Genomic DNA, 26,270 nt, shown 5'->3' on the forward strand with positions numbered 1-26,270 from the left:
AACTCAGTGCCGGATACGCCGGTTTCAAAGGCGTAATGTAAAGTTTGAGATAGAGGATGCCCATCAGTAAAGAAATTAAGTAAAAATGCCAGCATGAAACCGGCTTTCCGCAGATGTCCTTTCAATTTTCACAATTTTTTCTGCTATCGTTTTTTCTGAAAACTTCATGTTTAACTAAACATATGTTTTTGATATTTTCCAAAATTTGTGGCTTTTTGCCTTCATCAAACCTATATTCGGCAGGTCGACATTAGATTTTAAGTATTTTTAATGATGGTGTTTTTCAAACATTATGTAATTATATGTTGGGTTCGAAACTGGTTAACATATGACCCAAATCTCATGGTATATATAAACAATGAGTCGTTTTTGCAATAATGTCTAGTATCAGGAATAATGTGTTTTCTAGCAAAAACGCTATCAGTAAAAATATTACGAAAAAAACAAGTTACCTGCCGAAAGCAGGATTTTACTCATCTGGATTCAATACCTTACGATCTTATTACTATCAATTTCAGTTACTAATCCTGAGGAAAGGTTTTCAACCAATTCTGAAATGTCAAGTTTGTCAAATACTCCAACGATAAGACAATGATGACAATAAGTTATGAATTCATAGCTGGAGAAACTGAGAATAAGAGTCAAACAAAAAATAAAGAGTATTTTTCTTCGTGTAACTTCCCGGTTCTTCGGGGTCAGCGAAATAGAGTCTTTTTCTATCTGGACAATACATACCAAGCTCAAGCTGGATTCTCTCAATAATCCCCATGCAGCAGCTTCCTGTAACTCCGTAATTTTCCTGCAGAACTTCGATAAGGGTTTCTACTTTAATTCCATCATGGATAACTTTTTGCAGGCTCTGCAGGATACTTCTGACGAGCTCTTCTTCAGTTAGAGTATCCTGTATCTCGATATTTTCAACCACATACCTGCAAGCCTGTCTCTCTCCCTCAAAATGCAGATATTCCAGAGCAGATAACCTGATGTCATAGTACATATCACTACCACAAACTGGACAATGTATTTTTATAAACATTATTTAACCCACATCCAAGAATTAAATCACCTCTAAAGATATAAGAACTAATCGAGCATGATGAAAGTAATCACAAACTCGAGTGTAGGGTAAATTTCTTTGTTGAGAACTAAAATGACATCATCTTCAAACTTGTAGTACACAGGTCGAGAAAAAACCATGCTTCTTTAACGAGGCTAACATGTGTGACCCCCTAATTTTATTAAGTGGACCAGACTTTATTCAAAAAAAACTTTTCTAAGGTTCTCCTCTTTAGTTCCTTTCTCTTTTTCCGATTCCACAATATTTTTACTCATATTTTCCAACTCCTTATATATAAGTACACCAAGCGTATCTTCAAGATTAAGATTTAATTTTTCAGATATCCGGGAAAGAATTTGAACATTTTTTTTAGATAAGAAAACCGGCTCCACTTCTTCTTTACCCCAGTGTAAAAGCACAACCTTTTCGATATCCATTTTTTTGATTTGCATGACACAAAATTCAATACCATGACTTCTACTGTTAAATATTTTTTCATTACACAATCTATCAAGCCATGATGCTAGATCGTTATCCATTGAGATAGTGAACCGTTCTTTCATCGCTAAATCATATCACTGATTATAATATAAACAATTGTATGAAAATATAACCAATACTAAACTATTTATAAGAATATGTAGTAGATTAGTATGACAAGTACACCAAAAAACGTGGAAATTATGTGAAAAGGAAGGGAGAATGCTGAATAGAAAGAGAAATGCAATAGTAGAATCCTGCTGCACAATGTTTAGCACAACCTCAAGATATGCAGTAAGTATAATCATCCTGTTAACTTCTTTACTTTTGACGGATCAAGGAGAAGAAAAAACAAAAGTAAAACCCACATCTTGGGAAAAAACAGTGTTTTTATGGAGAGAGGAAAACGAAAGTGAACTTTCGGGCAGAAATCTGCTGAATGATGAAAATGACTGCTGTTTACTCCTACAGAATATTAACGGCTTTATAGGGTTCAGGGCGAATAAGAACTTTGAACCGGTATTTATTGACGGAGATGTGGAAGGCGTAACCGGTTATAATAAAGAGTATTTTTTATCCAGAGGGGAAAGATGGTTAGAAATAATCGTATCCGAAGACTTACCTCTAATTTTTAAGGATGTAAAAACAGCTTTGTCTAATCCGGTTGCACCCACCGAAATCGAGTATCGGATACGGAACAGAGATGGTGATCTAAAATGGATCAGGCAGGTTATTCAGAAAACTCCCTCAGGTTCTGGAAAGCATGGAGAAGTACAGGGATTTATTCGTGATATCACTGAAAGTAAACTGGCAGCAATTTCCCTGGAAAAAATTGAGAACGCACGCATAAAAGAAGTTAACCACAGGATAAAAAATAACCTTCAGGTGATCTCATCCCTGCTAAGTCTAGAAGCTGAAAAATCCACCGATCCGGAAACCCTTGAAGTCTTTCGGAAAAGCCAGAACCGTATAGCTACAATGTCTCTGATCCACCAAAAACTCTGCATAGGAGAAACATACATCATTGATTTTTCAGACTATCTTCGGAAACTTACTGAAGGGCTTTTCATTTCCTACCGGGTAGGAAATGAAAGGATCAATCTGAGACTGGAACTCGAACAGGTTTATATGGAAACAGATATCGCAGTATCTCTTGGTATTATTGTCAACGAATTGGTTTCAAACTCCCTGAAGCACGCCTTTCTGCCTGGAAAAGAGGGAGAAATTCGAATAAATTTTACCCGGATGACGAATTACGAAAAAGAATTTAAAAACTTCGGGAACTCCGGAATTGTACCAAGCTACTCAAATGAAAAAGATTTTCAGTTCATCCTAACCGTAGAAGACAATGGTCAGGGAATTCCGAAATTAGTGAACCTTCAGAATAAGGATTCTCTTGGATTGCAGCTCGTAAACATTTTTGTTGAACAGATAGGAGGTTCTATTGAACTTAAAAGAGACAAAGGGACAAAGTTTAATATCCGCTTCAGTAAGCTAAATATTGAAAAATTAGGCTTTCCGGGACATTAATTTTCAGTCTCCCAATGTAAAAGTGTGCTCTTGCTGTATGGAATGTGGCAAGTATAAGCCAACTTTCCGCAATAAAATTCCCTATCTCATAATTATTCTTGCTATCGATTTTGAATATTACGTCGATTAATTGAACTTTTATGCATGAGGTAAAAGCAACTATAGGGTATATCATAGAGACAAAAAACGATATCAATTAATTTTCATCAAGTTACGCCAATAGTCAAAGTTACTTAAATATGTCAAAAACACAATCATAAAAAATATTGATTTTCTAAAAAATACTGCAGAACGTGGGTTGAAATTCTTTTTAAAATCCACTCAGATCAGAACGTCCTCAATCCCTACCCCCCTCACGATATCAATCGCATCCGTTTCCTCTTCCAGGGTCAGGTGCCTTCCAAGATCCGGATATTCCATTGCCCGGTAGCAGGGCCTGTACTGGAACATCAGGTTGAACCTGATTTGCGGGATGTGTCCTGCAACCCATTCGGCAATCGGCCTTGTGCAGCAGTCCAGGTGGCCGGGGAGGACCAGGTGACGAAGGAGGATTTCGGCGGTTTCGTAGGCGAACTCGAAGTTGGGCTGAACGACTTCCAGGTAGTTTTTAACTTTTGAGTACTTGAGAGCGCATTCATTGTTGCCGTACTTGAAGTCCCCGAGGTAGACGTCAACTACGCCTTCCAAGATTTCGGCGATTTCCCTTGAGTGGTACATGTTCGAGTTCCAGACCACAGTGGTATTTGCTGACATTTCCCGCACGATTTTCAGGACGGTATGAGGGTGCGGGGTTGGGGTTACGAAGTTTACGTTTTTTGCCCCGTGAAGCCTCCGGATGTCAACAAGTTTTGCAAGTTTCCGGGGGTCGACCTCAGTGCCGCATTCCGGGCAGGTGGAGATGTCCCAGTTCTGGCAGTAGACGCAGGCAAAAACACATCCCGTAAAAAAGATCGTGTGGGAGGGGACGAGTTCGGGCTCTTCTCCCATGTGCAGGAACTCTGAGGCGTAGCGAGAAACGTCGGTAAGCCGGCAGAAGCCTTTTTCTCCCTCTTTTCGGTTAATCCCGCAGCGGCGCTCGCAGCAGTGGCAGTTTTCAAGCATTCTGTCCACAATTGCAACCTTGAGGTCAAGAAGGGAGGGGCTGGCTTTCGGGATTTCCAAGAAGCTTGTAGTATACAGCTTCAGCATGTCCGAACTATCCGGATAAGCAAGGGCTTCCATGGCCTCGATTTCAAGGCTTTCCCGCAATTTCCTGTATTCTTTGATGCTTGCTTCATGGATATTCCGGAGTTCTTCAAGTCCCATTTCCGGATCAAATTCGACTGAAATTCTCTCTGTTATTCTGGAGAGGGCAGGCATTTCATCTCCCTGCACCATAAGATAGCGTTTCAGGTACTTCGGAGCTGCCATATTGAAATATTCTCGTACATGGGTTAAAGGCTTATTGTTTGCTCTTTCTGATTTTTATTTCTGATCTCAATATTCGAGATTTTACCTTTGAGAAATTTAACCGACCTTTCCAGGGGTTCTTTCAGGCAAGATTATAAGGAGAAAAAGGCTTTAGAATACTTTTCAATTGATATTTTCACTGTAACCCCATAAAATATACATAAACAGGTGTAGAACAAAAATGGAATGGATCTTTCTTTTCATCGCTGGTCTTTTTGAAGCAGCCTGGGCAATCGGGCTGAAATATACGGAAGGTTTCACAAGGCTTTATCCCAGCATATTTACGGTCGTTTGCATGGTCCTGAGCTTCTATTTCCTTTCCCAGGCTCTGAAGATTTTGCCAATAGGAACTGGCTATGCAGTCTGGACCGGAATCGGGATTCTTGGCACAACTATCCTGGGCATCTTGCTCTTTAATGATTCCATGGATTTCGGCAGGCTTGTCTGCATAATGCTGATTTTTTCAGGAGTCATGGGGCTCAAGATGATTTCTTCCTGACCCTGCTTTTAAATTTCCACTTGCCCTGTTTTCCTCCAGGTCCTGTGGAGCCGTGTGCTCATTCAGGATAATTCTTTTTAGATATTCTCTGAACTGCAAGCGGGGCTAAAAATTAATAGCAAACAGGACAATGTTAATACAGGGAAAAATAAGGGAAATGGGATTAAACCTGAGGATTTGAATTGCACCTTCTGTTAGCTTAAGCGGTGCCTGTGGGAAGTTTAAGGGAGAAGTTTAAGGGAGAAGTTTTTCTGGCTCTAATTGACGGCACAACTTTCAGTCTCTGGGATTTGATGTTTATTTTGTTCGTAGTTTTCTTTCTTTACACCGTAATTTACCCACAGTCGCAGCTCAAAAGAGTCCAGATGCAGCGTCTGGCAAAACTGAAAGCTATGGAGAGGCGCCATGGCTGTAAAGTACTGACAATGATTCACAGACGGGAAGCAATTTCTTTTTTAGGGCTGCCTGCCTACCAGTTCATCGATGAGGAGGATGCCGAACAGGTCCTGCGCTGGATAAGGAAATACAGGGATTATCCCCTTGAGCTGATCCTGCACACCTCCGGCGGGCAGCTCCATGCCAGTATCCAGATCGCCCGTGCCCTGAAGAATCACCCCAAAAAGACCCGTGTGCTCATCCCCCACTACTCAATGTCAGGGGGCACAATTGTCGCCCTTGCAGCAGATGAAATCGTAATGGACAAAGATTCAGTCATAGGGCCTATTGACCCCCAGGTAGGGGATCTCATGCGAGGGCTCTTCCCTGCACCTTCCTGGATCTATGCCGCAGAAATGAAAAAAGAGAATGCGGAAGATGTCACTCTGGTCATGAGCGATATCTCCAGAAAGGCCCTCAAGCTTACCCGGAGTGTCGCAAAAGAGCTTCTGGAAGGCAAAATTGCACCTGGCCCCGGCGGAGAAGACAGGCTCGATGAAGTGGTTGAAAAGCTGGTCAGCGGAGAAATGATCCACAGCACTCCCCTTTCAGCCGCAGAAGCTAAAGAAATAGGGCTTTCCGTAAACACGGATTTTCCGGAAGAAGTACACGAGTTCATGAAACTCTTCCGGCCTGTGAAAAGGAATGTGGCGTATGTGGAATAAAATCCTTGTACTCTGGAATATTCAGGATCTGATTTCATATTAACTGTCTAAATCTGGATGTCTCTTACCAGAATACATCTTTTCAGGCCGCCTCAAAACAACTTTAATTTCCTGGAGATGGGCAGTATTGACTTTAAACTCGATGAACAATATTCTGAAATTCACATCCTGATTAACGTAATTATAAAATATTTTGCAGTGGTTGTAAAATATGGTATGTCTAATGTAAAATATTTTAAATTTAATATAAATAGTTATAGAGTTTTAAAACAACCGGTTTTCCGTATTTTATTAACATTTTTTTAAAATAGTGAATCATTTAACTGATACATATTTTTTACCACAGTATAAATGTTAAAAAACTACTTCTATTTAAAGTTATCTCGGATATTCTCTATATATAATGGCTTTTGATGGCCATTTTATACAGAATAAGTATTTATATCAGTATATCAGTTATACTATTGGTAAAATATAATACCACTGAACTAAAATAGAGCAATGGTTATCGGGGGATAATATGACTCTTAGAATCGAAAAAAATTTCAATATACAGTACAGCTTTTGCAGCAAGTACTGGATAATGTGGGAAGGGTAAGTGTATATAGGTCACGTAATTCCTACCTGTTTGTGGTTGAAAGAAATCTTTGCATTTCCGAATGAATCCACGAAAAACAAGGTTTGAATTAAGACCTCAGTAACTAAAAGATACTGGCGGATTACAAAATAGTGTCGGGATTACAAAAATATTGGCGGATTAAGACAACGTGAATATCAGTATAATAAAACAAAATTATTGGGGAGTGGTGTTAAATGACTCTTTTTAACTTGACTGAAGCTGAAAAAACAATATTAATGGATGAAACCGTCGTTGACTTAAAACATTCTTTGGAAATTGTTATTAAAAATTTACTTGCAGAATACGAGACGGATCTTGAATCTAACCTCAATATTTCGAAAGTTGAGGTAAACTTCATTGTAAAAATGGATGGAATTGAAGTATGAAGTTTATATAATAATTGAATTAAGCAGCAGTAACCATAAAACCCACATTCCGCAATATTTTTCGAAAATCAATATTTTTCCTGATCGCGTTTTTGAAACAAAAGTCCAATAAACCTAAGTTTGATTGAAAATCGATAGCAGGACAAATTGTGAATATGTGAATATTTACTGCGGAAAGTGGGATAAAATCGTATTGAGATAAGATAATTTTGAAATAAACATAAAAAAAGAATTTGTGGGGTGGTGTTAGATGGCTCTTTATAACCTGACTGAAGCTGAAAAAACAATACAAATTGACGAAACAGTCACTGACTTAAAACATTCTTCAGAAATTGTCATTAAAGATTTACTTACAGAATACGAGACCGAACTTGAATCTAACCTTAATCTAATGGATGAAACAGTCACTGACTTAAAACATTCTATAAAAGTTGTTCTTAAAAATTTACTTGCAGAATACGAGACGGATCTTGAATCTAACCTTAATATTTCGAAAGTTGAGGTAAACTTCATTGTAAAAATGGATGGAATTGAAGTATGAAGTTTATTAAATTATATATTATTTAATTATAAATATGGAAGGTTTATGGCCTTCCTAATTTTATTGATAATCCCCTATTTTCAGGATCTTATCTTTGCTTTAAGCAATGAAATTCGAAGAAGTCTCTTTATAAAAAGCCTCATATTTTTTTAACCTTTGCGTTCTCTTCACTGAGCCCGGTCCAGCTAACCTTATACCCCAGGTTTTCGAGTAAAGGGTAATAGAGGCTGCTGTCGAGCCCGAAGCCCTCAAACACCTTTACTGCACCGGCATATGTTTCTGCAGCCCCTGGTTTTTCAAGCTCCATGTCTATTTTCCCAAGTAATTGCTTGTGGAGCAAATAATTCTCAAGGAGCACATAGTTCCTGTACTTCTCTAATTCTTCGGATTCCTCGAATTTTCCGACTTCTTCGGATTCCCTTGAGTTTATAAGTCGGCCTGAAATCTCATTTTTTAAAGCATCAAGCAGGACCTCTTTCTCAGCTGCGATTTCTGCAAGGCTGATCAGTTCCCCGGAAAGAGGAATCTCCGTTTCCTGCAATTCTGACAGGTCTTCTTCAAGCCGTTTTTTCTCATATTTTCTAAGTACCTGCATTACTTCATTTGCCGGAATCTTCCTGTCAAAGAAAATCACGTCCTGTGCAGGGAAGTCTTTTTCCGAGCACTTTAGTTTCCTGTTAATCAGGAGAATAACGGGTTCCTTTACTTCCTTTAGTTTCTCGGTCTTCTTTTTAAGGTATTCCGGTGTCCAGAAACCGACAACCTCTACGTATACTTTCATCCCGTCCCTCTGAAGGGAAAAGTCCGGAATAAATGCGTACCTGCCTGCTTTCAGGATCGTTGGTTCTCTTTTTGCTTTCCAACTTCCTAAACTTAAGCTGGCAAACTGCTGTTCATAAGTGCTGTCATAGGCTTCACTTTCAATATCTATTTCTGTTTCCTGAGTTCCAGCTCCCTGAATTCCAGCTCCCTGAATATCAGCTTCTTCTCCCCCAAACCCATTCTCAGTCTCGATTCCTGTCCTGTATCCTTCCTGTCCTTCCGCGAGCTGAAAATCGGGAAAAAACCTTTCCGGTACTTTTTCATGATATCTGGCTGCTTCCGGTATGGGTCTGAAAGCCTCTTCCGAGCCGTCAAGGGTAAAATCAAGGATGCGCTTCCCCTGATAACCTTTATGGAGAATTCCTGCCTTCAGGCTCCAGCCCTTTGATTTCAGGAGGGTGGGGAAGAGTTTTGCAAATGAATTTCCATATCGCTCCGACATCCTGAAAAGAGATGCTGGCCCTTCAAGGTGGAGGTGAACGCTTTTCAATCTTTCAGTTTCTTCTTTTTCGCCTGCTTTCTCCCCAGTATCTTCCAGGGAATACATAAGCCCGGATCTGAGAATCTTCCAGAGAACGTTCTGGAAATCGCCTGTTATCCATATGTTCAGGTCAACAGCGCGGAAAAGGATGGTCTGGGTCAGGGAGATGTTATACTGCCTGAGGAGTTCTGCAGGGGAAAGGGGTTTGAATTCTTTGAGGATCTGGTTTTCCTCAAGGTCTGCCCAGAGAGCTTTTTCAAGCTCAGGAATGGATATCGATAGTTTTTTTGCGGCTTTTTGAAGCGCCTCTTTTCTTTCGGCAGGAGAAAGTGCCATCCCGGTACAGGCGTCAAAAACCGCTTCCCTGGCCATAGAAGGGTCAACAGCTGAAGAGGTTTCAACCACAGCCCGCCTTCCAAGGAGCTGGGAAAGCCCCCGGATGAAGCGGTAATTCATCTCTTCATAACCTTCAAGTTCTGTCAGGAGGTCGCCGTAGGTTTTTCCTACATGCTGCCCGAAAGTCTCTATAAGGAGTCCTGCAAGCTCAAGGTTTTCGGTATTGAAAGCCGCGTATGCCGGTTTGATCTTTCCTCCGGAAATGCGGGTTACAAGGAGGTCAGATGTTAGCATGAGGACCACCTTTCTGGATTTCAGGTTTTTCAGGTCTTTCAGAGCTTTCTTTTCTTACCCTCTGAGCTTCTTTCCTTCCCTTTTCTCCGGGGCTTTCTAATGGACCTTTTCCGGAAGATAAAGCTCCTTTTCTCCTTTGTGCGGTCCCGGTCTCCGAGGTTTCCGAGGCTATGATTTCGTAGAGTACGGCTTCTTTTCCCTCTTTTTTCCTGAGGATCCTGCCAAGGCGCTGCACATATGCCCTCTTGCTGCCTGTCCCGCTTGCTATTATCCCTATGTTTGCTTCAGGCACATCAATACCTTCATCCAGTACCTTTGAAGTAACAACAGCCCTGTAGCTGCCCACCCTGAACTTTTCGAGAATGGAATTCCTTTCTTTTGAAGGAGTCCGATACGTGATCGCCGGGATAAAGAACGTATTGGAAATCCGGTGCACAAGCCGGTTATGTTCCGTGAAGATAAACACCCTGTCCTCTCTGTGCTGCTCCAGGATCTCCCTCAGTTTCTCAATTTTTGAATCGCTGTTGAAGGCGAGATCTCTTGCTGCGTTTCTTGCAAGGAGGGCTTTTCTGGCTTCAGGGTCTCTTCCGCTTTTCATGACCAGTTTCCGGAAGTCCTGCGGGCCTCTCATTACTATTCCGGTTTTTTTGAGGTAGTTAAGGAATATCGAATATTTCTGGTCGTATTCTTTCTGCTCCCCGACAGTGAGCGTCACAGAAGCCCGTTTTATCGTATAAGGAGCAAGATGTCCGCCTGCAAGTTCCGAAACGTTTTTCTCGTAGACTTTTCCCCCTACAAGACGGTTGAGTTCCTTATGCAGCTCATCTTCCCTTTCGTATGTGGCAGTCAGTCCGAGCCTGCATGGGGCTGCGGAAAATTCGGCAATGCTCCTGTACCCTGCTGCAGGCAGGTGGTGCACTTCGTCAAAAATCAGGAGACCGAACCTGTTACCCAGGGTTTCGGCATGAATATAGGCAGAGTCATATGTGGAAACGGTTATCGGAAGAATTTTCTTCTCGCCGCCCCCAAGCTTTCCGATTTCCATGGAAAAAGCCTTTTCAAGCTGCTTTTTCCACTGTTCGAGCAGGTCAAGAGTCGGGACAATCACGAGGGCAGGGGTATTGCACCCTGCAATTGCCCGGATGCCGGTAAGGGTCTTTCCACTCCCTGTCGGCAGGACCAGAACTCCCCATTTTTCATTTTCACTCCAGGAAACAAGGGCTTCTGCCTGGTAATCCCTTAAATCCAGCTTCTTTCCCGAAGCCTCATAAGCTTCTGCAAGGTCAGGACAGGGAAGGAGATCAAGGACAGCATCTTCAAAATCAATCCCGGAATTTTTCAGGTAACTTATGATATCTCTGTAATACATGGCAAGGGCCCTGAAGCTCCCGCTCCTTTCGTCCCAGGTCGAATTGGGGACCCTGACATTGCCCTGTATAAGGAGAGTTCCCTGCTTGAAGCTTATTTTGATCATTGTTTACTAAGATTCTGGACATGATATATAATAATTCAGTTATCTGTAGTAACAATTCAGTTATCAGCAGCAATAATTAAGTTATCAGCAGGCTCAGGCAGGAATTTATTACATAAGCTAATTTTTTATATGTTTGAGTCCCAGAATTGGTATATTTTTACGCACTTTGTTATACGTTCTATTGTGCAGAGTTTTACAGCTTATGCAAAAAAGAAAACTGAGAAATAGCTTCAAGTTAATTTCAGTTCTAAAAAGGAAATTAAAAGAAGGGAATTCTGCATGAGCTCTAATTCCAGACCTGTTGGGGATGAAAAGTCCGGGGAAGCTTTCTCGCCCGAACCCGTACCCCTCGAAGATCTTTTTCACAAATACGGAATTGAACGCAGCCATGCCGATAATGTGGCCCGGAATGCACTCGAACTTTATGAGATCCTCGGGCCTGTCCACGGGCTTGGCTCTGAGTTCCAAAAACTCGTGGAAATGGCTGCCCTTGTGCATGATACAGGGGTAGCTACGGACTTTGAGAACCATCACAGGGCAGGGAGGGATATCCTGCTCCGCCATCCGCCTGCCGAATTACCTGAAAGGCTGTGGCCGGTTGTTGCCTGGACGGCTTTCCTGCACAAAAAGAAAGTAGGAAAAAAGAAAATCGAAGACCTTAAAGGAAAGGATTTCGGGAATATGCCCGAAGACCTGCAGGATGTAACCCTGAAAGTGGCTGCCCTTATCCGGCTTGCCGATGCCCTTGACTACAGCCGGATGGGAAGCAGGCTAGGAAAGGTCACTTTCAAAGGCCGGAGAGTCAGGTTCGAAATAATAGGGCAGGGGGCTACAGTTGATGCGGAAAGGATGTACAAAAAAGGTGATCTCTGGAATCTGCTCTACGATACTGAACTTGAGTTTAAGCCCCAATTCCATCAATCGTGAGGAATTCCATAAATGCCCTTCTGAAAAGGATTTTTATTCATGTAAACAGATAGAAACATATGCAGATTGAAATACTCGGGTGTGAGTCTTTCGGGGCAAGGTCTCTTGCCTGCGCTGTAAAAACCGGGGATAAAAAAATTCTGATCGATCCGGGAGTAGCCCTTGCTCGCCTGCGTTACGGTTTACCTCCCCATCCCGTAGAGGTTGCAGCTGCCCTCAGGATCAGGAAAAAGATCCTTTATGCCCTTGAAGGTGCAACGGATATAGTAATCAGCCACTACCATGGGGACCACATGCCCATGAAAGCCGAAGACCCTTATCAATTGCCAGTAGAAGCCCTCCCTCCTCTGGAAGAGGTCAGGTTCTGGTGCAAAGGTCCACAAAATATTTCAGGGCTGTCTGCACGCAGGAGAAAAGAGCTCTCTCATTTTCTGGGCTCTCCCCTTCCCGCTTCTGAAGGCATTAGTTCCGACGGCATAAGTTTTTCTTCTCCTGTTCCGCATGGGACAAGAGATAAGGGGTTTGGCACGGTAATGATGACCAGGATCTGTGAAGGAGCCGAGGTGTTTGTCCACAGTTCGGATATCCAGCTCCTGGACAGGGAAGCTGTGCTTGAGGTACTTGCCTGGAAACCGACAGTAGTTTTCTCTTCCGGGCCCCCGCTCTATCTCTCCCACCATGTCCCTGAAGCTTCAAAAGAAGCGTTTGAAAATGCTCTTCTTCTTGCCAGAAATGTTGACACTTTGATCCTGGACCACCATCTTCTGAGGTCTTTTGAAGGCTACAGGTGGTTAAAAAAACTGGCAGGAAAGGTTGAAAATAAGGTCCTGTGTGCTGCAGAGTTCATGGGAAAAAAGCCGAAACTACTTGAGGCACGGAGAAAAATCCTCTATAATAAACAGCCTGTACCCCGGGGATGGCATGAAGCATATTCAAATGGTGAGACAGGGCTTGATGAATATCTCTAATATACCTGAGGACCTCTAATATACGTTGTGAAGAGCACACCTGATGAGGAGCTTTTTAGCTTTTTTTGATTTCTTTTCAGGGTGTACTGCTGGCGTAGCTGTCGATATCCCGGATTTGTTCCGCTCTTTGTTCGTAGTAGTCATAGAGTTCTTTGCCCCAGACAAGAGCTCCGGGCTCAAAGCTTATCACGTATTTTCGGTCAAAAACAGTATCTTTCGGGAAAAGAGCCATTCCCATGAAGTTGTCTGCCGCTACAATATTAGGAGTCATTTCACAGTCTTTGCAGACCAGGAGTTTAGTATTCTCCATTTTAAGAAACTGCCTGGTTTGTTCCCTGTAATCATCCTCAACCCACCTTCCAAGGATTGATTCGGGAAGAATCAGTGACACCGATGTACCCTTTTCTGCAAGCCCGAGACAAAAGGAAGGATAGAGAGGGTGGAAATAAGAACTGAGCGCCTCGAACGTCTTTGCCTTTTCAGCATTTTCGACATACTCGGGAATCATTTCGAACATATGTTCTCTCTGGGGTTCAATTGTGATACAGTGCCCAAGTTCCCCTATGCGGTGCAGGAGAAAAGGCGGAATTTTAGTCATATCCCTATCAGCCCAGTAATCTGCATTTTCTTCCAGTACAGAAAGAGTATCCAGCAGGGGTTTCATCTTTTCGGTTATGATTATTCCTATCTCGCTAAGCCTGTAGAGCTCTCTGTCCTGAACTACAAGGTGTTTTTCCTTGAGCATTTTAATCTGGGGCTGGAGTGAAGTTGCACCTGCTTTAAGGATTTTTTTTATTGTGTTGATGTCCTTTGGCCCTTCAAGCAGAAGGAGAAGCACGTTTTTTCTTTTATCGGAGAGGAAAATCAGGTCTAGTAGAGAGTTTTCCATATTATGCACCTTGATCTGATTGCCTGTATCTGACCGCCTGTAGATTCTGGCCTGTAATTATTGAAAATATATATTATATTGAAGAATCTCCGCGATATAAAAGTATATTCATATATTTATAAAAAATTGAAGACTAATTATTGACATATTTGTTACTCTTTTATAAATATACATTTCCGTACAATTCATTCCGGGAAGATGGGAAACTGTTTATCTCAATTAGATAAATTTTTTAGAATTCTTTTCATTTCTATCCTGTCATTTCTATCCCGGATTTTCAAGATTTATGTCGCTACATGAAAGGCTCCTGGTTAACAATGTGCAAATACAAAGTCATACTAAAATATTTTTGTTAACGTACGCCTTAATAAATAATGACATAATCTATATTATAACTCATATAAATATATTTATAAACTCATGTGTGATTGAACTGACAGATCGGCAGTTCCACATTAAATACAGGAAGAGTGCAAGAACCCATGAGACACACGCAGATTGATTGTGCACGTGACGGAAAACTTACCCTCGAAATGCAGCAGACTATGGAGAGAGAAAATATTGATGAGGATACTCTGCTCTCCCGTGTAGCTGAAGGAAGCCTCATTATAATGACAAGGGAGGGCTGCCCTTCTATAGCCATAGGCAGGGGTGCCAGCACCAAGGTAAATGTCAACCTGGGCACTTCGGCTGTCAGGATAGATCCGGATGCAGAGCTCGAAAAGGTGAGGATCGCAGAAAAATATGGGGCTGACACCATTACCGACCTTTCCATGGGTGGGGACATCCGTGCTATACGTGCAAGCGTGTTTGAGAACAGCAGGCTTCCTATCACTACAGTCCCCATCTATCAGACGGTTGTGGAGTGTGGAATGAAGGACCTTACAGAGGGCGACATCCTCTCATACCTCAAAGCCCATGTTGACGAAGGTGTGAGCTCTGTGGTGCTGCACTGCGTGGAAAAGGCAACCCTTGAGAAGCTAAAGGGCGTAGGGAGGGTGATGGGTATGGTCTCCAAGGGAGGTTCCCTTACCAGTGTCTATATGCTTACAAATGGCTGCGAAAACCCCTTCATAGAACACTTTGACGAGGTAATCGAGACCCTCAGGAAAAAAGATGTCGTCCTTTCCCTGGGAAACACCATGCGAAGCGGCTGCATCCATGACTATAGGGACGGAGCCCAGCTGATGGAGATCGAAACCAATGTCCGCCTTGCGAAAAGAGCAAACGAGGAAGGTGTGCAGGTAATAATAGAGGGCATGGGCGGACATATCCAGGCAGCTGAGATCCCGGAACACGTGAATTTATACAAATCAAGGTCAGCTTTTCCCCTTTTCGTTGCAGGCCCCCTGCCCACGGACGTAGCCCTTGGCTATGACCATATCGCAGGGGCGGTAGGGGCAAGCATGGCAAGTGGGGCAGGGGCGGACTACCTGTGTTACATAACCCCTGCAGAACATCTCTCCCTCCCGAACCCGGAGCAGGTAAGGGAAGGACTTATCGCTTTCAGGATAGCTGCCCACATAGGGGATTCCATGAAATACGGGGTAAGCGAAAGGGACCTGCTGCTTGCACAGAAGCGTGCCCATTTTGACTGGGGAGGACAGATCAAACTCGCCCTTGACCCCGACAGGCCGGGGGACATGTGCCCCATGACAGGTCCGTGTTCCATGTGCGGCGAATACTGCGCCATAAAGATCATGGGAAATTACCTCGCAGGGGATGAATAACTGGAGAACCGGGAAGGTCATATTGTCAAAGACCAAACAAAATAATTTTCCGGAATCCGCAGAAAAGCCACCCAATATGACCCTAATATCTTAGGGCGGCAAAACTGTTCTTTCAGGGCCAATTATTTTTAAAAGGAGACAGGACTGTTCCCCGATCCAGAACCTTTCCCCATTATTCTGCCGGGAACTTTTGAAAACTGCAGCAGTACGTGGGCCCTGATCTTCTCCATAATCCGGGCCTTCTGCAATTTCCTGGAAAAAATAAGTTATTAATTTCTTTTTCTCTCAGGCTTTTTTGATCTTTCCGGTTATGTCTTCGATTATCCCCTGAAAATGGGTCACTTCCCCTTCCTGGTTGCGCTGGATAAAGGTTTTTTCTTCTACCCAGCGTACCTCTCCGGTCTGTGTCAGGATGCGGTACTGCCGGTTAAACTCTTTTCCGCCTTCGTCGCAGTTTTCCTCAAGTTCGAGTTCTACAAGGAGCAGGTCTTCGGGGTGGACGATTTTACCGTAGAGGACTCTTCCTGATATGAAATCTTCAGGAGCGTACCCAAACTGCCGAACGTTTTCGGACACGTAAAGGGTGGGCCAGTACTTTTCTGCCTTCCAGAGAAATACGACCATTGAGCTGTTGTTGATTACGGTTTCCAGCGCCTTCTGCCTTTCAAGCAGAGATTTTTGTTTTTCCATCAGGGCCTTCTGGCTCTCAAGGGCGTCTCTTAACGCTTTTTCGGTTTGTATTTCGGAGGTGACGTCCCTGACTATTCCCTGGAAATGGGTCACGTTTCCTTTTTCGTCGCGCTGTATAAAGGTCTTTTCTTCAACCCAGCGGATCTCTCCCCCACCCGTCAGGATCCTGTAGCGCTGGACGAAGTGTTCTTTTCCCAGCGCGCAGCACTTTGTAAGTTCATTTCTTACCCGGTCAATATCCTCGGAATGAACTATGTTTGCATACATTATCCTGCCCGTAAGGAATTCCTCCGCACTGTACCCCAGCTGGGTCACGTTTTCCGAGACATATTTCGCAGGCCAGGCTTTTTCCGGGGTCCAGAGAAAAGCCATTATAGGGCTGTTGTCGATCACGGTTTCCAGAATTCGCTGCCTTTCGAGTGCTTCATCATGAATCAGTTCGTTGCTTTCAGTTACCCGATTGAATCCCATATTATCCCTTATCCTCCAAAGCCTTTTTAAATCCAGGGCCCACCTGGCCACAGGTAAAAATGTATTTATGAAACCCTCAACCAATATACAATATATTTTGACATCTTATAAATTAATGTCCTTTTTTACATAGGGGGAATGTTCTGGACTCTGAGGTTCCAACAGAAAACAAAGAAAATGCCGAAGAAGCAGAAGAAGCAGAAGAGTTCTCACGGGAGATGCCCGATATCACCCTGAAAGCCAGGGAAATATACGGAAGGTATTTCGGGATCTGCAGTTCATACCACCACCTGAAAGCCTGCGTCTGCAAAACCTGCCCATCTTATCCGGGGGGCACAGGGATGTTCTGTGCCAGAGGCAAGAGTGAGGTAGAGGAAAAAAAAGAGGGCTGTCTCTGTGAAACATGTGAGCTTTTTAAAAAGTTCCGGCTTGAGGGCGATTATTTCTGCCAGCCGAAAGAAAAAGTGGAAGTTTTTGAAAAAAACCAGCCCCCTTTGAATATCTGTATGAATTTCCAGACGAGTGCCGGCACAATCAGGGTCTGCGTACTGGATGACCGGAATATGCATTCTAAGTAACGAGTCAACTACCCGTTAAATCTAAAGATTTAACGAGTTTCCTGCTGAGGTTTTATGAATAAGGCCCGGATTCTTAAGGAATCGATTCCTGAAAAATCGAATTTCACTTTTTAATTTCTGAACTCAATCCTGGTTTTTGCCCCTGTTTTTATTAGATTGAATATTTCAACACAATTAAAAATCCTCATTACTTGAGCATGAACCAGAGAGCCTGTCCTTTACCTCCTGTCCTTCACAACGCTTCCCGGAAGTTCCAATTCCATACCATTGAGAAAAAACACCAGAGGCTGGGCTATATAATTCTACACATATAATATGTACAATCAGGAATCAAACTTTAGTAGCGATACTTCGGATTCTGAAGCGGGTTTCTGACTTAATGGAGGTTTAAAAATGGCAACTAAAGAAGAACTTATTCAGGAGCTTTCTGATGCGGTAATCTCCTGTAAAAAGGATGCAGTACTGGCTGCTGTTGAAAAAGCAAAGCAGGTCATGGAACCCGCAGAAATCATTGATAAAGGGCTTTCAGCAGGCATGAACCAGGTAGGAATTCTTTTTGAGAGAGGGAAACTTTTCCTGCCCCATGTAATGATGGCTGCTGATGCAATGACAGCAGGTGTCAAATTCCTTGAAGCTGATCTCCCTGCAGGGAGCGAGAGCAAAAAGCTCGGAGTAATTGTAAATGGAACCGTCGAAGGCGATGTGCACGACATTGGCAAGTCAATCGTCTCAACCATGCTTCAATCCGCTGGTTTTGAAGTCCACGACATAGGCAGGGATGTTCCTATAAAGAACTTTGTCGAGAAGGCAAAAGAAGTCAATGCAAATATGATAGGGCTTTCTGCCCTGATGACCACCACACTTCCCGGACAGAGGAGTGTTATTGAACTCCTGAAAGAAGAGGGGCTGCGCAGCCGTATTAAGGTAATGGTAGGAGGGGCACCTGCAACCCAGGCCTGGGCAGACAAAATCGGAGCAGACTGCTACGCTGAAAACGCAAGCGAAGCCGTTGCAAAGGCAAAAGAACTGCTGCTCTGAACCTCATTCTGAGTTTAGTCATCTAAGTTCAGTCAATATCAGTTATCAATGGAGGGAATAAAAATGGCAACTGAATATGCTTTGAGGATGGGAGACGGGAAACGTGTCTTCCTCACAAAAGAAAAGATCATGGAGGAGATTGAGGCAGGTATGGCAAATGCCTCAGACCTTGGAGAAATCCCTGATCTCAGTGCTGATGAAATTGACAAGCTTGCAGAAATCCTTATGATGCCCGGAAAAGCCGTAAGTGTCGAGCAGGGCATGGAAGTGCCTGTAACCCACGATATAGGCACAATCAGGCTTGATGGGGACCAGGGCAACAGCGGAGTTGGAATTCCTTCCAGCCGGCTTGTCGGCTGCATGATGCACGAGAGAGCCTTTGGCGCCGACACCATGGAACTCGGGCACATCGACTACAGTTTCAAGCCAGTAAAACCCGTGGTTTCAAATGAGTGCCAGGCAATGGAAGTCTGCCAGCAGAATATGATTATCCCGCTTTTCTATGGCGCAATGCCGAACATGGGGCTTTATTACACTCCGGATGGACCTTTTGAAAATCCCGGCGACCTCATGAAAGCTTTCAAGATTCAGGAAGCCTGGGAGTCAATGGAACACGCAGCAGAGCACCTCTCCAGAGATACCGTCTGGATCATGCAGAAGCTCTTTGCTTCGGGAGCAGACGGGGTCAACTTTGACACCACAGCTGCAGCCGGAGATGCTGACTTTTACGGTACCCTGCACGCAATTGAAGCTCTCAGAAAGGAATTCCCTGATATGTATATAGAAGCCGGAATGGCCGGGGAAATGGTGCTCGGTATGCACGGAAACCTGCAGTATGACGGTGTAACCCTTGCAGGGCTCTGGCCGCACCAGCAGGTTCCACTTGTTGCAAAGGCAGGAGCAAACGTTTTCGGACCTGTTGTCAACACAAATACCAGCAAGACCTCACCATGGAACCTGGCACGTGCTGTCACTTTTATTAAGGAAGCCGTAAAGGTTTCTCCCCTGCCCTGTCATGTTGACATGGGTATGGGTGTCGGTGGAATCCCCATGCTTGAGACTCCTCCGGTAGATGCCGTTACAAGGGCAAGCAAGGCAATGGTCGAAATTGCCGGCGTCGACGGCATATAGATCGGGGTCGGCGACCCGCTGGGTATGCCGATTTCCCACATAATGGCTTCCGGGATGACCGGAATAAGAGCAGCCGGAGACCTCGTTGCAAGGATGGAGTTCTCAAAGAACATGCGGGTCGGAGAGGCAAAAGAGTACGTGGCAAAGAAGCTTAACGTTGACACAATGGACCTCTCGGACGAACATGTAATGAGAGAACTGCGTGAAGAACTCGATATTGGTGTGATCACCTCCGTGCCAGGAGCTGCAAAGGGAATTGCTGCAAAAATGAATATCGAGAAGCTGCTTGACGTCAAGATAAACTCCTGTGAACTCTTCAGAAGACAGATCAGATAAACATACCGAATAGTAACCGAATTTGCACAAAAAATTGCCATAAACATAAATAGTGGGTTTATAGCGGGTTTATAGCGGGTTTATAGCAGGTTTCAGGGACAATATTCCTCCGGAATCATTCAGGAAACAGGGCGAAACTTTTTACAGGTTGCTGCTGCAGGCGGAAAAACGCAGGTGCAGCCTCCTGGCCTGATTCCTGAATATCTTCCCGCTTCTTTTGCTTGCAGGTTTTGCAGGCTTATTTATGCTGCAAGAGCTGTGCGAATCGTCAGGCTATGCCAATAAACAATTAACGGAGCGTGTGTTGAAAAATGAGTGACGAAAAAAGTGAATCAGGGGGGCTTCAGCGGACAATTGACTGGAAACAGGGGCTTGCAATCGCCCTTGGTGTTCCTGTGCTGATTCTTCCGTCTATCGGCTACTTTGCAAGCTATGTCTGGGCTTTTGCAATCATCGTCTGGATCCTTTCTGTTTTCCAGGGTTTCATGCAGAACTTTGCCTACGGAGAACTTGCAACAATGTTCCCGAAAGCTTCAGGACTGCCGGGATACGCCCAGAGTGTGTTCGGTACAAATCAGGGAAACAAGAAATACGACCAGGGTAAACTTCTAGGAGGGTTCAGCGCCTGGAGCTACTGGTTTGCCTGGAACCCCGTGCTTGCTATCTTTGCAATCCTTATCGGAAGCTACCTTAAAGGTCTGGTCCCTGCCTTTGCCGGCGTTCCTGACCTTGCTCTTTACCTTGCCTCCGGGGCAGTTGTGTATGTATTCCTTATGATAGTTAATTATCGCGGGCTTGCCGGCGGAGCGACCCTCGGGTACATCCTTGCCGTGCTTTCTCTTGCCCCGCTTATCATCATTTCCCTTGCACCTTTCGTAACCGGGCAGTTTGAAATGAGCAACATCACCAGTGCCTGGCTCCCCACAGATTGGAGCTGGGACATTCCGCACATCCTGATCCTGCTAGGGCTTTTTGCAATGGCTCAATGGAGTGCATGTGCCTGGGAAACTGCAGCAATCTACGGGCCCGAATACAAAAACCCGAAGTCCGATGTTCCCAAAGCCCTCTTTATCTGCGGCGCAATCTGCCTGGTGACATTTATCCTTGTTCAGGCAGCCTGTACCGGAACCCTTGGAATAGAAGGGATCCTGGAAGAACCTTTCTCGCCAATGCTCCCGATGGCTCAGATGACTCTTGGACCCGTAGGTGGGTCTCTTACCATTCTCATGCTGATAGCGGCAATGGTAATGATCATCCAGACCGCCTTCCTTGGAGCTTCAAGGGCGATGTATTCCATGGCTGATGAAGGAAATCTTCCAAAGTTTTTCGGAAAGATGAATGTTCATGGAACCCCTGTTAATGCGATGATCGTCATAGCTCTCTTCAACATGGGGTTCATTTGCCTTGGAACTCCCGCAGCCATCCTGGCGGCATCTGCAATCGGATACGTCTGTGCTAACGGAATCAGTCTCTTTGCGTACGTGAAAGCAAAACTCGACCCCCGGTTCTCAAAGCTTGAGAGACCTTTCAAAGCTCCAGGGGGCTGGAAGTACGTTGCTATGATTTTCGGGCTCTTTAACCTGCCTCTCTGTCTGATTGGGGTGATTTATCTCAATAGCCTTGAGGTGGGCTGGACCTCCACCATAGTCGGTTTCGTGGTTCTTACCCTCTATATCCCACTCTGGTTCTATTCCCAGAATGAGAAACCTGTAAGGGTGGAAAAAGAAACCCCTGTCTCGGGTGAAGCCGCGACATAAGTTTTAAATGGGGATGCAGAAACATATCCTGCACTCCTTCTTTTTTTCAATCAAAATTAATATTCAACATCTAAAGACTTCAACCCAGAAGTATTCTCACGAAGATTGTGACCAATTACAAAATCCAGTGATTTTTAATTTTACGTTCATCAATGGATTCTGGAACTGGGTCTTTATAGGAAGTATTTAAATGTTTAAAGTGCCCATAAAATTAATCGTTAAAAACCCTATTGTACCTGATTTATCCTCAGGTCCATAAATTCTTCTGACTATAGGGGACGTCCAGGGAAGAACATTTTCAAAAGCATGTAAATAACGCTCTCTGAACGAATTCTTCTGCAGAATAATATAGGGTTAAAGGACTGTTTTTCTCCAGATCAGAAGGCGTGGAAAGTTGCTTTCTTTCACCTGTTCGACAGCTAAAAAGGAAAGGGACCATAGTGAGGGTTAATAATGCTCAGTGATACCCCGTTGAAAACAAAGATGATACTCTATACCGTGCTCGGGGTTTTTCTAATCCTTACGGCTTCCACAGCTGTGATTATTTCCACGGTTACAACGCAGGAAGAAAAGCTGGCCTACCAGCAGTCAGTTGAAATGGCTTCCAATTATGCAAATCAGTTTGATGCAGACATGAAAGCCAACCTTGCCATTGCAAGGACGATTTCCACTGTCATGACAAGTTACGAAACTGCAGACAGGGATGAAACTCTTCTTATTCTGGAAAACCTGCTCCTGGACAATCCTCTTCTCCTCGGAACCTATGTAGCTTTTGAGCCCGATGCCTTTGACGGGAAAGATGCTGAGTATGTAAATACTCCTGCCCATGATGAAACTGGCAGGTTTGTCCCTTACTGGAATAAAATGAACGGGACTGTTGCAGTTGCACCTCTTCTTCATTATGATGATTCGGATTATTACCAGCTTCCAAAAGATATGAAAAAAGATCTGCTCACTGAGCCCTATTTTTATGAAGGGGTCTTCATGGTGAGTTACGTTTCTCCTATCATTAAGGATGGGGAATTTGTCGGGATAGGGGGAGTGGACGTTTCCCTTGAATATGTGGATGAAGTGGTAAGTGAGGTCCGGACTTTTGATACCGGATACGCTTTTATGGTCAGCAACGAGGGAATTCTTCTGTCCCACCCGACCTATAAGGACTGGATCGGAAAAAAGAATCTTTATGATTTAGGAGGGGAAGAACTCAAAACAGCCTCCTTTAATATAAAAAACGGGGTAAGTGGCCATATTGAAACAAAGGACCCGACAACCGGAAAAACCGTTATTATGTTTTACGAACCTGTTGAGACCGGAGACTTTGCTTTCGTACTGGTCGTCCCGAAAGAAGAAATGCTTGCCGGAGTTATCGATCTAAGAGACAGGCTTCTTATCATCTCTGCAATCTCAATTCTGTTCATGGCTGCTCTGGCTTATATGATTGCGAGATCCGTAACAAAACCAATTAACAGAATTGTTGATGACTTCAAGAATATTGCTGAAGACGCTGTTAAAGGGAAGCTCGATGTAAGGGCAAATACCCATGTGGAAATTGATTTTCAGGAAATTCCCCGTGGCTTGAATGAAATCATCAATTCTGTGGTTATCCCTATCCGGGAAACCATGCGGGTAACCAATGCCCTTGCACAGGGGGAGTTGAAGGAAAGGGTCAATGTGGACGTGCAGGGGGAGTTCCGGGAACTTGAGGACACGCTGGATAAGTTTTCCGAAACCCTTAATATGATTATTGACGACTCGACCGCCGTGCTTACAGCTTTTCAACACAATGACTTCAAGCGCTCTATCCGGATACATGGACAGGGAGACTTCAAACTCCTGACCGATGGGATTGAAGAGACCCGCCTGGTCCTTGACAAGGTTACAACCCAGCGCAGGGAGGCTGAAAAAGCCTTAATTGAGTATGCAAGAAAGCTAGAGCACTCAAACAGGTTAAAAGAAGAAATGGAACGAATAATCAACACCAGCCCTGTAATTGTCTTTTTGTGGAAGTACAAAGAAGGCTGGCCAATAGAGTTTGTATCGGAAAACATTACCTTGCTTGGATATGATGTAGAGGATTTTACCTCTAACAGGATTCTTTATGCGGACATTGTCTATCCGGAAGACCTTGAAAAGATGCACAAAGAGCTTGCCCGGAACGTGGAGTCCGGCTGTGATGTCTATACCTCGGAGTACCGGATCTTTACCAGGTCCGGGGAAATCCGCTGGGTGGATGAGAGGACTTTTATTCAGAGGGACGAGAAAGATGAGATCCACCTTCAGGGTATCATCCTTGACATAACCGAACATAAAAAAGCTGAAGATGCCCTTTTGCAGATGGAAGAAATCCGCAAAAAAGAGATTCACCACAGGATCAAGAACAACCTTCAGGTAATTTCAACCCTGCTTTACCTGGAATCCGGAAATTTCAATGATGAAAAGGTAATCGAGGCTTTCAGGAACAGCCAGCACAGGATTAAGTCGATGGCTCTTGTCCATGAAAAACTCTATCAGTCCGAAGATATGGTAAGTGTAGATTTTGCAGACTACATCCAGAACCTTGCAAATTACCTTTTCGGAGCATATTCCGTGGGTGACAGAAATATCAGCCTGAGACTCGATGTTGATAATGTTTTCCTCGGAATGGATACTGCAGTTCCCCTGGGCATTATTATCAACGAACTTGTCTCAAACGCCCTTAAACATGCCTTTTCGGAAGGAGAAAGCGGGAAGATCTGGGTCTGTCTCAAAAAAGAGGATAAAGAAAAGGTCGGTACAGAGGCTGAACATACAGGCACCGAGAAAGAACGCAAAACAGGAATCCCCCGGGAGTATTTTTCACTCATTGTCAGGGATAACGGCAAAGGCTTCCCTGAAGAAATAGATTTCAGAGAAACTGACTCCCTGGGCATGCAGCTTGTGGTCACACTTGTGGACCAGATTGAGGGAAGCATTGAACTTAATACAAGTAGGGGAACCGAATTCAGGATCAGATTTAGGGAATTGAAATACAAGCAAAAATTATGACTGCTGCTATTGATCGAGTTGCAGCGACTAATCTGGCAGAAACTGCTCTCAAAATAAGCAGGATTGTTGAAGTATATCAGGATGATGGAAGTAAAATTAAAAGGAAGTAAAATTAAAAGGAAGTAAAATTAAAAGGAAGTAAAATTAAAAGGAAGTAAAATTAAAAGGAAGTAAAAGGTAAAATCTGCAGGGAATGAGATATAATTACAGTGATTTATGTGCCAGTTCATTTCACGATTTTCACTTTGTTTCAGGGGTGGAGTAAAGGAGATGTTCAACAACCTATGTATCAGGCCATAAATTTGCCTGACTCCTCTTGTTTCCGAATGACCCTCAATTTGCCATTATCTCAATTTGCCATTCAGGATATGTCCATAACATCACAAAATCCTTACTTGAGATCTTGAGGTCTTTTCGATCATTAGCTGTTTACTAATTGGTTTTCCTTTCTCATATTTGTTAATTCGATTTTCTCTCAGGTTTGGTTCCTTTATGAGAAGTTATTTTAACTGGCATTTTCTTGTTTTTCTCTCATATCCTGACAAATTTCCTTTTCTTCGATGAGTTCCCAAACTCATATCCCATTTAGTTTCTTTTTGATGTATCTGGTTTTACATCTTATGTTTGTTTCTCAAAATTATCCCTTATTCTGAGTCTCAAATCATGCCAGGATGAACCTCTTTTTGCTTTTCCTGACATATTCTTATTATATAATTGATGATATATAGCCCAACCTGTGAAGTTCCTTCAAATGCCGTGGGTTCGGGAAAGGATCTCAGGACATTACCAATTTCATGTGATTTTTTAATGCCGTTAAAAGTTTTAATCACTTGAAATAAAGCAGGTAAATCACTTAATAAGAGCAGGCCAATCATTTGAAATAAAACAGATAAATCACTTAATAAGAGCAGGCCAATCATTTGAAATAAAACAGGTAAATCACTTAAAAAGAGCAGGTATTATTTGGAGGTACCCGAGGAATATGGCCTTAAATCCCATGACCACAGTCCTCAGGTAAATGTTGTAATGCATTTGCTAGGGTTCAAGAGATACTAAGAAAGCTGCCTGCACACCTCAGGCAATCTAGCTGTTCTCTTTCTCTTTGTTCTCAGTTTGTCCCGTAAGTGCCGGATTACATTCCCACATGCAGCCCGGAAACCTTTCGGTCTTTCCTGAGATTCATTTTAATTTCATTTTGAGGATGCAACAATTTTCCTATGCTATACTTAATCCATTTTTGTACCATTTTTAATATGGTTTTCAAACCTTCTCTTTTATTATACCGGGAATTTACTCAAGACAAGTTGTCTATTCCTGAAGGTTTGATCAGTTTCCCGTGTGTGATTTATTATATAACTCCGATAATATATAGCCCAATCTATGGGGTTCTTTCAAAACTTTCAGGTAAAAGAGAGAGTGAAATGGATATTCCTTTGGCATATGATTTTTTGATGCGGTTAAATTTTTTAAGCGGCTTGAAATTCTCCTTAATTAAAAAACGCACATGATATTCTTCGAATAACATGCCCAAAGAACGAAAGTCCTTTTTCCTTACCTTTTTTGGATATTAACTCCATCATTACCTTGGACAGGAAGGTTGTTTTTACTTTGGTTCTGAGAAACCGTCAAAAAACTAACCATTGAATTGCCATCGAAGGCTCAG

20 protein-coding genes and 1 pseudogene are annotated in these 26,270 nt (G+C 43.4%); 13 read left to right on the forward strand and 8 right to left on the reverse strand.

All coding sequences use genetic code 11. The features are described from left to right. Window positions 1-613: 613 nt before the first annotated feature. Window positions 614-997: a hypothetical protein gene (locus EO98_RS17215; protein ID WP_048138731.1), complete on the reverse strand. Its 384-nt coding sequence runs from the start codon at window positions 995-997 to the stop codon at window positions 614-616. Window positions 998-1,254: 257 nt separating this feature from the next. After that, entirely contained in the window at window positions 1,255-1,620 is a 366-nt protein-coding gene (locus tag EO98_RS17220; RefSeq protein ID WP_048138733.1) for a ribbon-helix-helix domain-containing protein, read from the reverse strand. Between the two features lie 301 nt (window positions 1,621-1,921). Here EO98_RS17220 and EO98_RS17225 point away from each other — a divergent pair, with 301 nt between their 5' ends. After that, window positions 1,922-3,067 carry a sensor histidine kinase gene (locus EO98_RS17225; protein WP_235283502.1) on the forward strand — a complete coding sequence of 382 codons (1,146 nt, stop codon included), beginning with the start codon at window positions 1,922-1,924 and terminating at the stop codon, window positions 3,065-3,067. Window positions 3,068-3,388: 321 nt separating this feature from the next. Here EO98_RS17225 and EO98_RS17230 read toward each other — a convergent pair whose 3' ends face one another. Continuing rightward, window positions 3,389-4,477: a radical SAM protein gene (locus EO98_RS17230; RefSeq protein WP_048138735.1), complete on the reverse strand. Its 1,089-nt coding sequence runs from the start codon at window positions 4,475-4,477 to the stop codon at window positions 3,389-3,391. A 220-nt stretch (window positions 4,478-4,697) separates the two neighbouring features. Here EO98_RS17230 and sugE point away from each other — a divergent pair, with 220 nt between their 5' ends. The 4 genes from sugE (at window position 4,698) to EO98_RS17255 (ending at window position 7,661) form a co-directional block, all read left to right on the forward strand. Then, window positions 4,698-5,015 (forward strand): quaternary ammonium compound efflux SMR transporter SugE, encoded by a 318-nt coding sequence (gene sugE, locus EO98_RS17235; protein WP_048138738.1) that lies wholly within the window; start codon window positions 4,698-4,700, stop codon window positions 5,013-5,015. 212 nt (window positions 5,016-5,227) lie between these two features. Beyond that, window positions 5,228-6,115, forward strand: coding sequence for a hypothetical protein (locus EO98_RS17240; RefSeq protein WP_235283503.1), 888 nt, complete (start codon window positions 5,228-5,230; stop codon window positions 6,113-6,115). 813 nt (window positions 6,116-6,928) lie between these two features. Then, window positions 6,929-7,120 (forward strand): hypothetical protein, encoded by a 192-nt coding sequence (locus EO98_RS17250; protein WP_048138742.1) that lies wholly within the window; start codon window positions 6,929-6,931, stop codon window positions 7,118-7,120. A 250-nt stretch (window positions 7,121-7,370) separates the two neighbouring features. Beyond that, window positions 7,371-7,661: a hypothetical protein gene (locus tag EO98_RS17255; RefSeq protein ID WP_048138744.1), complete on the forward strand. Its 291-nt coding sequence runs from the start codon at window positions 7,371-7,373 to the stop codon at window positions 7,659-7,661. A gap of 139 nt (window positions 7,662-7,800) precedes the next feature. Here EO98_RS17255 and EO98_RS17260 read toward each other — a convergent pair whose 3' ends face one another. Together EO98_RS17260 and EO98_RS17265 are read right to left on the reverse strand one after the other, a co-directional pair. After that, window positions 7,801-9,594 (reverse strand): DUF790 family protein, encoded by a 1,794-nt coding sequence (locus tag EO98_RS17260; RefSeq protein ID WP_048138746.1) that lies wholly within the window; start codon window positions 9,592-9,594, stop codon window positions 7,801-7,803. After that, the gene (locus tag EO98_RS17265; RefSeq protein WP_048138748.1) at window positions 9,581-11,068 is read right to left on the reverse strand and encodes a DEAD/DEAH box helicase; all 1,488 of its coding nucleotides are present in this window, start codon (window positions 11,066-11,068) and stop codon (window positions 9,581-9,583) included. The genes EO98_RS17260 and EO98_RS17265 overlap by 14 nt, the downstream gene beginning before the upstream one ends. A gap of 279 nt (window positions 11,069-11,347) precedes the next feature. Between EO98_RS17265 and EO98_RS17270 the strand changes: the two genes are divergently transcribed. Both EO98_RS17270 and EO98_RS17275 read left to right on the forward strand, forming a co-directional pair. After that, entirely contained in the window at window positions 11,348-11,995 is a 648-nt protein-coding gene (locus EO98_RS17270; protein ID WP_048138751.1) for an HD domain-containing protein, read from the forward strand. A gap of 59 nt (window positions 11,996-12,054) precedes the next feature. Continuing rightward, window positions 12,055-12,963, forward strand: coding sequence for an MBL fold metallo-hydrolase (locus EO98_RS17275; RefSeq protein ID WP_048138753.1), 909 nt, complete (start codon window positions 12,055-12,057; stop codon window positions 12,961-12,963). Between the two features lie 76 nt (window positions 12,964-13,039). Here the strand turns inward: EO98_RS17275 and EO98_RS17280 are convergent, their stop codons facing one another. Next, entirely contained in the window at window positions 13,040-13,852 is an 813-nt protein-coding gene (locus tag EO98_RS17280) for a winged helix-turn-helix domain-containing protein (RefSeq protein ID WP_048138756.1), read from the reverse strand. 482 nt (window positions 13,853-14,334) lie between these two features. Here EO98_RS17280 and thiC point away from each other — a divergent pair, with 482 nt between their 5' ends. Further along, window positions 14,335-15,582, forward strand: a complete 1,248-nt coding sequence (thiC, locus tag EO98_RS17285) for a phosphomethylpyrimidine synthase ThiC (RefSeq protein ID WP_048138758.1) — start codon at window positions 14,335-14,337, stop codon at window positions 15,580-15,582. A gap of 285 nt (window positions 15,583-15,867) precedes the next feature. Here thiC and EO98_RS17290 read toward each other — a convergent pair whose 3' ends face one another. Beyond that, a complete protein-coding gene (locus EO98_RS17290; protein WP_048138772.1) occupies window positions 15,868-16,743 on the reverse strand; it encodes a PAS domain-containing protein in 876 nt (291 codons plus the stop codon). A gap of 218 nt (window positions 16,744-16,961) precedes the next feature. On the opposite strand from EO98_RS17290, the gene EO98_RS17295 reads away from it, so the two are divergent. The 5 genes and pseudogenes from EO98_RS17295 to EO98_RS17315 all read left to right on the forward strand — a co-directional run bounded on the left by EO98_RS17295 (window position 16,962) and on the right by EO98_RS17315 (window position 24,607). Then, window positions 16,962-17,321: a DUF2769 domain-containing protein gene (locus EO98_RS17295; RefSeq protein ID WP_082098667.1), complete on the forward strand. Its 360-nt coding sequence runs from the start codon at window positions 16,962-16,964 to the stop codon at window positions 17,319-17,321. A 393-nt stretch (window positions 17,322-17,714) separates the two neighbouring features. Then, window positions 17,715-18,359, forward strand: a complete 645-nt coding sequence (gene mtbC / locus EO98_RS17300; protein WP_048138760.1) for a dimethylamine corrinoid protein MtbC — start codon at window positions 17,715-17,717, stop codon at window positions 18,357-18,359. 63 nt (window positions 18,360-18,422) lie between these two features. Next, a pseudogene (gene mtbB / locus EO98_RS17305) lies at window positions 18,423-19,826 on the forward strand ([dimethylamine--corrinoid protein] Co-methyltransferase). A gap of 311 nt (window positions 19,827-20,137) precedes the next feature. Beyond that, window positions 20,138-21,583: an APC family permease gene (locus tag EO98_RS17310; RefSeq protein ID WP_048138762.1), complete on the forward strand. Its 1,446-nt coding sequence runs from the start codon at window positions 20,138-20,140 to the stop codon at window positions 21,581-21,583. 453 nt (window positions 21,584-22,036) lie between these two features. After that, complete coding sequence (locus tag EO98_RS17315; RefSeq protein ID WP_048138764.1) at window positions 22,037-24,607, forward strand: histidine kinase dimerization/phosphoacceptor domain -containing protein; 2,571 nt, start codon at window positions 22,037-22,039, stop codon at window positions 24,605-24,607. A gap of 656 nt (window positions 24,608-25,263) precedes the next feature. On the opposite strand, the gene EO98_RS17320 is transcribed toward EO98_RS17315, so the two are convergent. Then, on the reverse strand, window positions 25,264-25,527 hold the full coding sequence (locus EO98_RS17320) for a hypothetical protein (RefSeq protein WP_048138766.1): 264 nt from the start codon (window positions 25,525-25,527) through the stop codon (window positions 25,264-25,266). Between the last annotated feature and the right edge of the window lie 743 nt (window positions 25,528-26,270).

Source organism: Methanosarcina sp. 2.H.T.1A.6 (assembly GCF_000979455.1).
Classification (GTDB): domain Archaea; phylum Halobacteriota; class Methanosarcinia; order Methanosarcinales; family Methanosarcinaceae; genus Methanosarcina.

Excerpts from the sequence above, each read along its gene's own strand:
- EO98_RS17215 (WP_048138731.1), bottom strand. The coding sequence starts at position 997 with ATGTACTATGACATCAGGTTATCTGCTCTGGAATATCTGCATTTTGAG.
- EO98_RS17220 (WP_048138733.1), bottom strand. The coding sequence starts at position 1,620 with ATGAAAGAACGGTTCACTATCTCAATGGATAACGATCTAGCATCATGG.
- EO98_RS17230 (WP_048138735.1), bottom strand. The coding sequence starts at position 4,477 with ATGGCAGCTCCGAAGTACCTGAAACGCTATCTTATGGTGCAGGGAGAT.
- sugE (WP_048138738.1), top strand. The coding sequence starts at position 4,698 with ATGGAATGGATCTTTCTTTTCATCGCTGGTCTTTTTGAAGCAGCCTGG.
- EO98_RS17250 (WP_048138742.1), top strand. The coding sequence starts at position 6,929 with ATGACTCTTTTTAACTTGACTGAAGCTGAAAAAACAATATTAATGGAT.
- EO98_RS17255 (WP_048138744.1), top strand. The coding sequence starts at position 7,371 with ATGGCTCTTTATAACCTGACTGAAGCTGAAAAAACAATACAAATTGAC.
- EO98_RS17260 (WP_048138746.1), bottom strand. The coding sequence starts at position 9,594 with ATGCTAACATCTGACCTCCTTGTAACCCGCATTTCCGGAGGAAAGATC.
- EO98_RS17265 (WP_048138748.1), bottom strand. The coding sequence starts at position 11,068 with ATGATCAAAATAAGCTTCAAGCAGGGAACTCTCCTTATACAGGGCAAT.
- EO98_RS17270 (WP_048138751.1), top strand. The coding sequence starts at position 11,348 with ATGAGCTCTAATTCCAGACCTGTTGGGGATGAAAAGTCCGGGGAAGCT.
- EO98_RS17275 (WP_048138753.1), top strand. The coding sequence starts at position 12,055 with ATGCAGATTGAAATACTCGGGTGTGAGTCTTTCGGGGCAAGGTCTCTT.
- EO98_RS17280 (WP_048138756.1), bottom strand. The coding sequence starts at position 13,852 with ATGGAAAACTCTCTACTAGACCTGATTTTCCTCTCCGATAAAAGAAAA.
- thiC (WP_048138758.1), top strand. The coding sequence starts at position 14,335 with ATGAGACACACGCAGATTGATTGTGCACGTGACGGAAAACTTACCCTC.
- EO98_RS17290 (WP_048138772.1), bottom strand. The coding sequence starts at position 16,743 with ATGGGATTCAATCGGGTAACTGAAAGCAACGAACTGATTCATGATGAA.
- EO98_RS17295 (WP_082098667.1), top strand. The coding sequence starts at position 16,962 with ATGCCCGATATCACCCTGAAAGCCAGGGAAATATACGGAAGGTATTTC.
- mtbC (WP_048138760.1), top strand. The coding sequence starts at position 17,715 with ATGGCAACTAAAGAAGAACTTATTCAGGAGCTTTCTGATGCGGTAATC.
- EO98_RS17310 (WP_048138762.1), top strand. The coding sequence starts at position 20,138 with ATGAGTGACGAAAAAAGTGAATCAGGGGGGCTTCAGCGGACAATTGAC.
- EO98_RS17315 (WP_048138764.1), top strand. The coding sequence starts at position 22,037 with ATGCTCAGTGATACCCCGTTGAAAACAAAGATGATACTCTATACCGTG.
- EO98_RS17320 (WP_048138766.1), bottom strand. The coding sequence starts at position 25,527 with ATGATTGGCCTGCTCTTATTAAGTGATTTATCTGTTTTATTTCAAATG.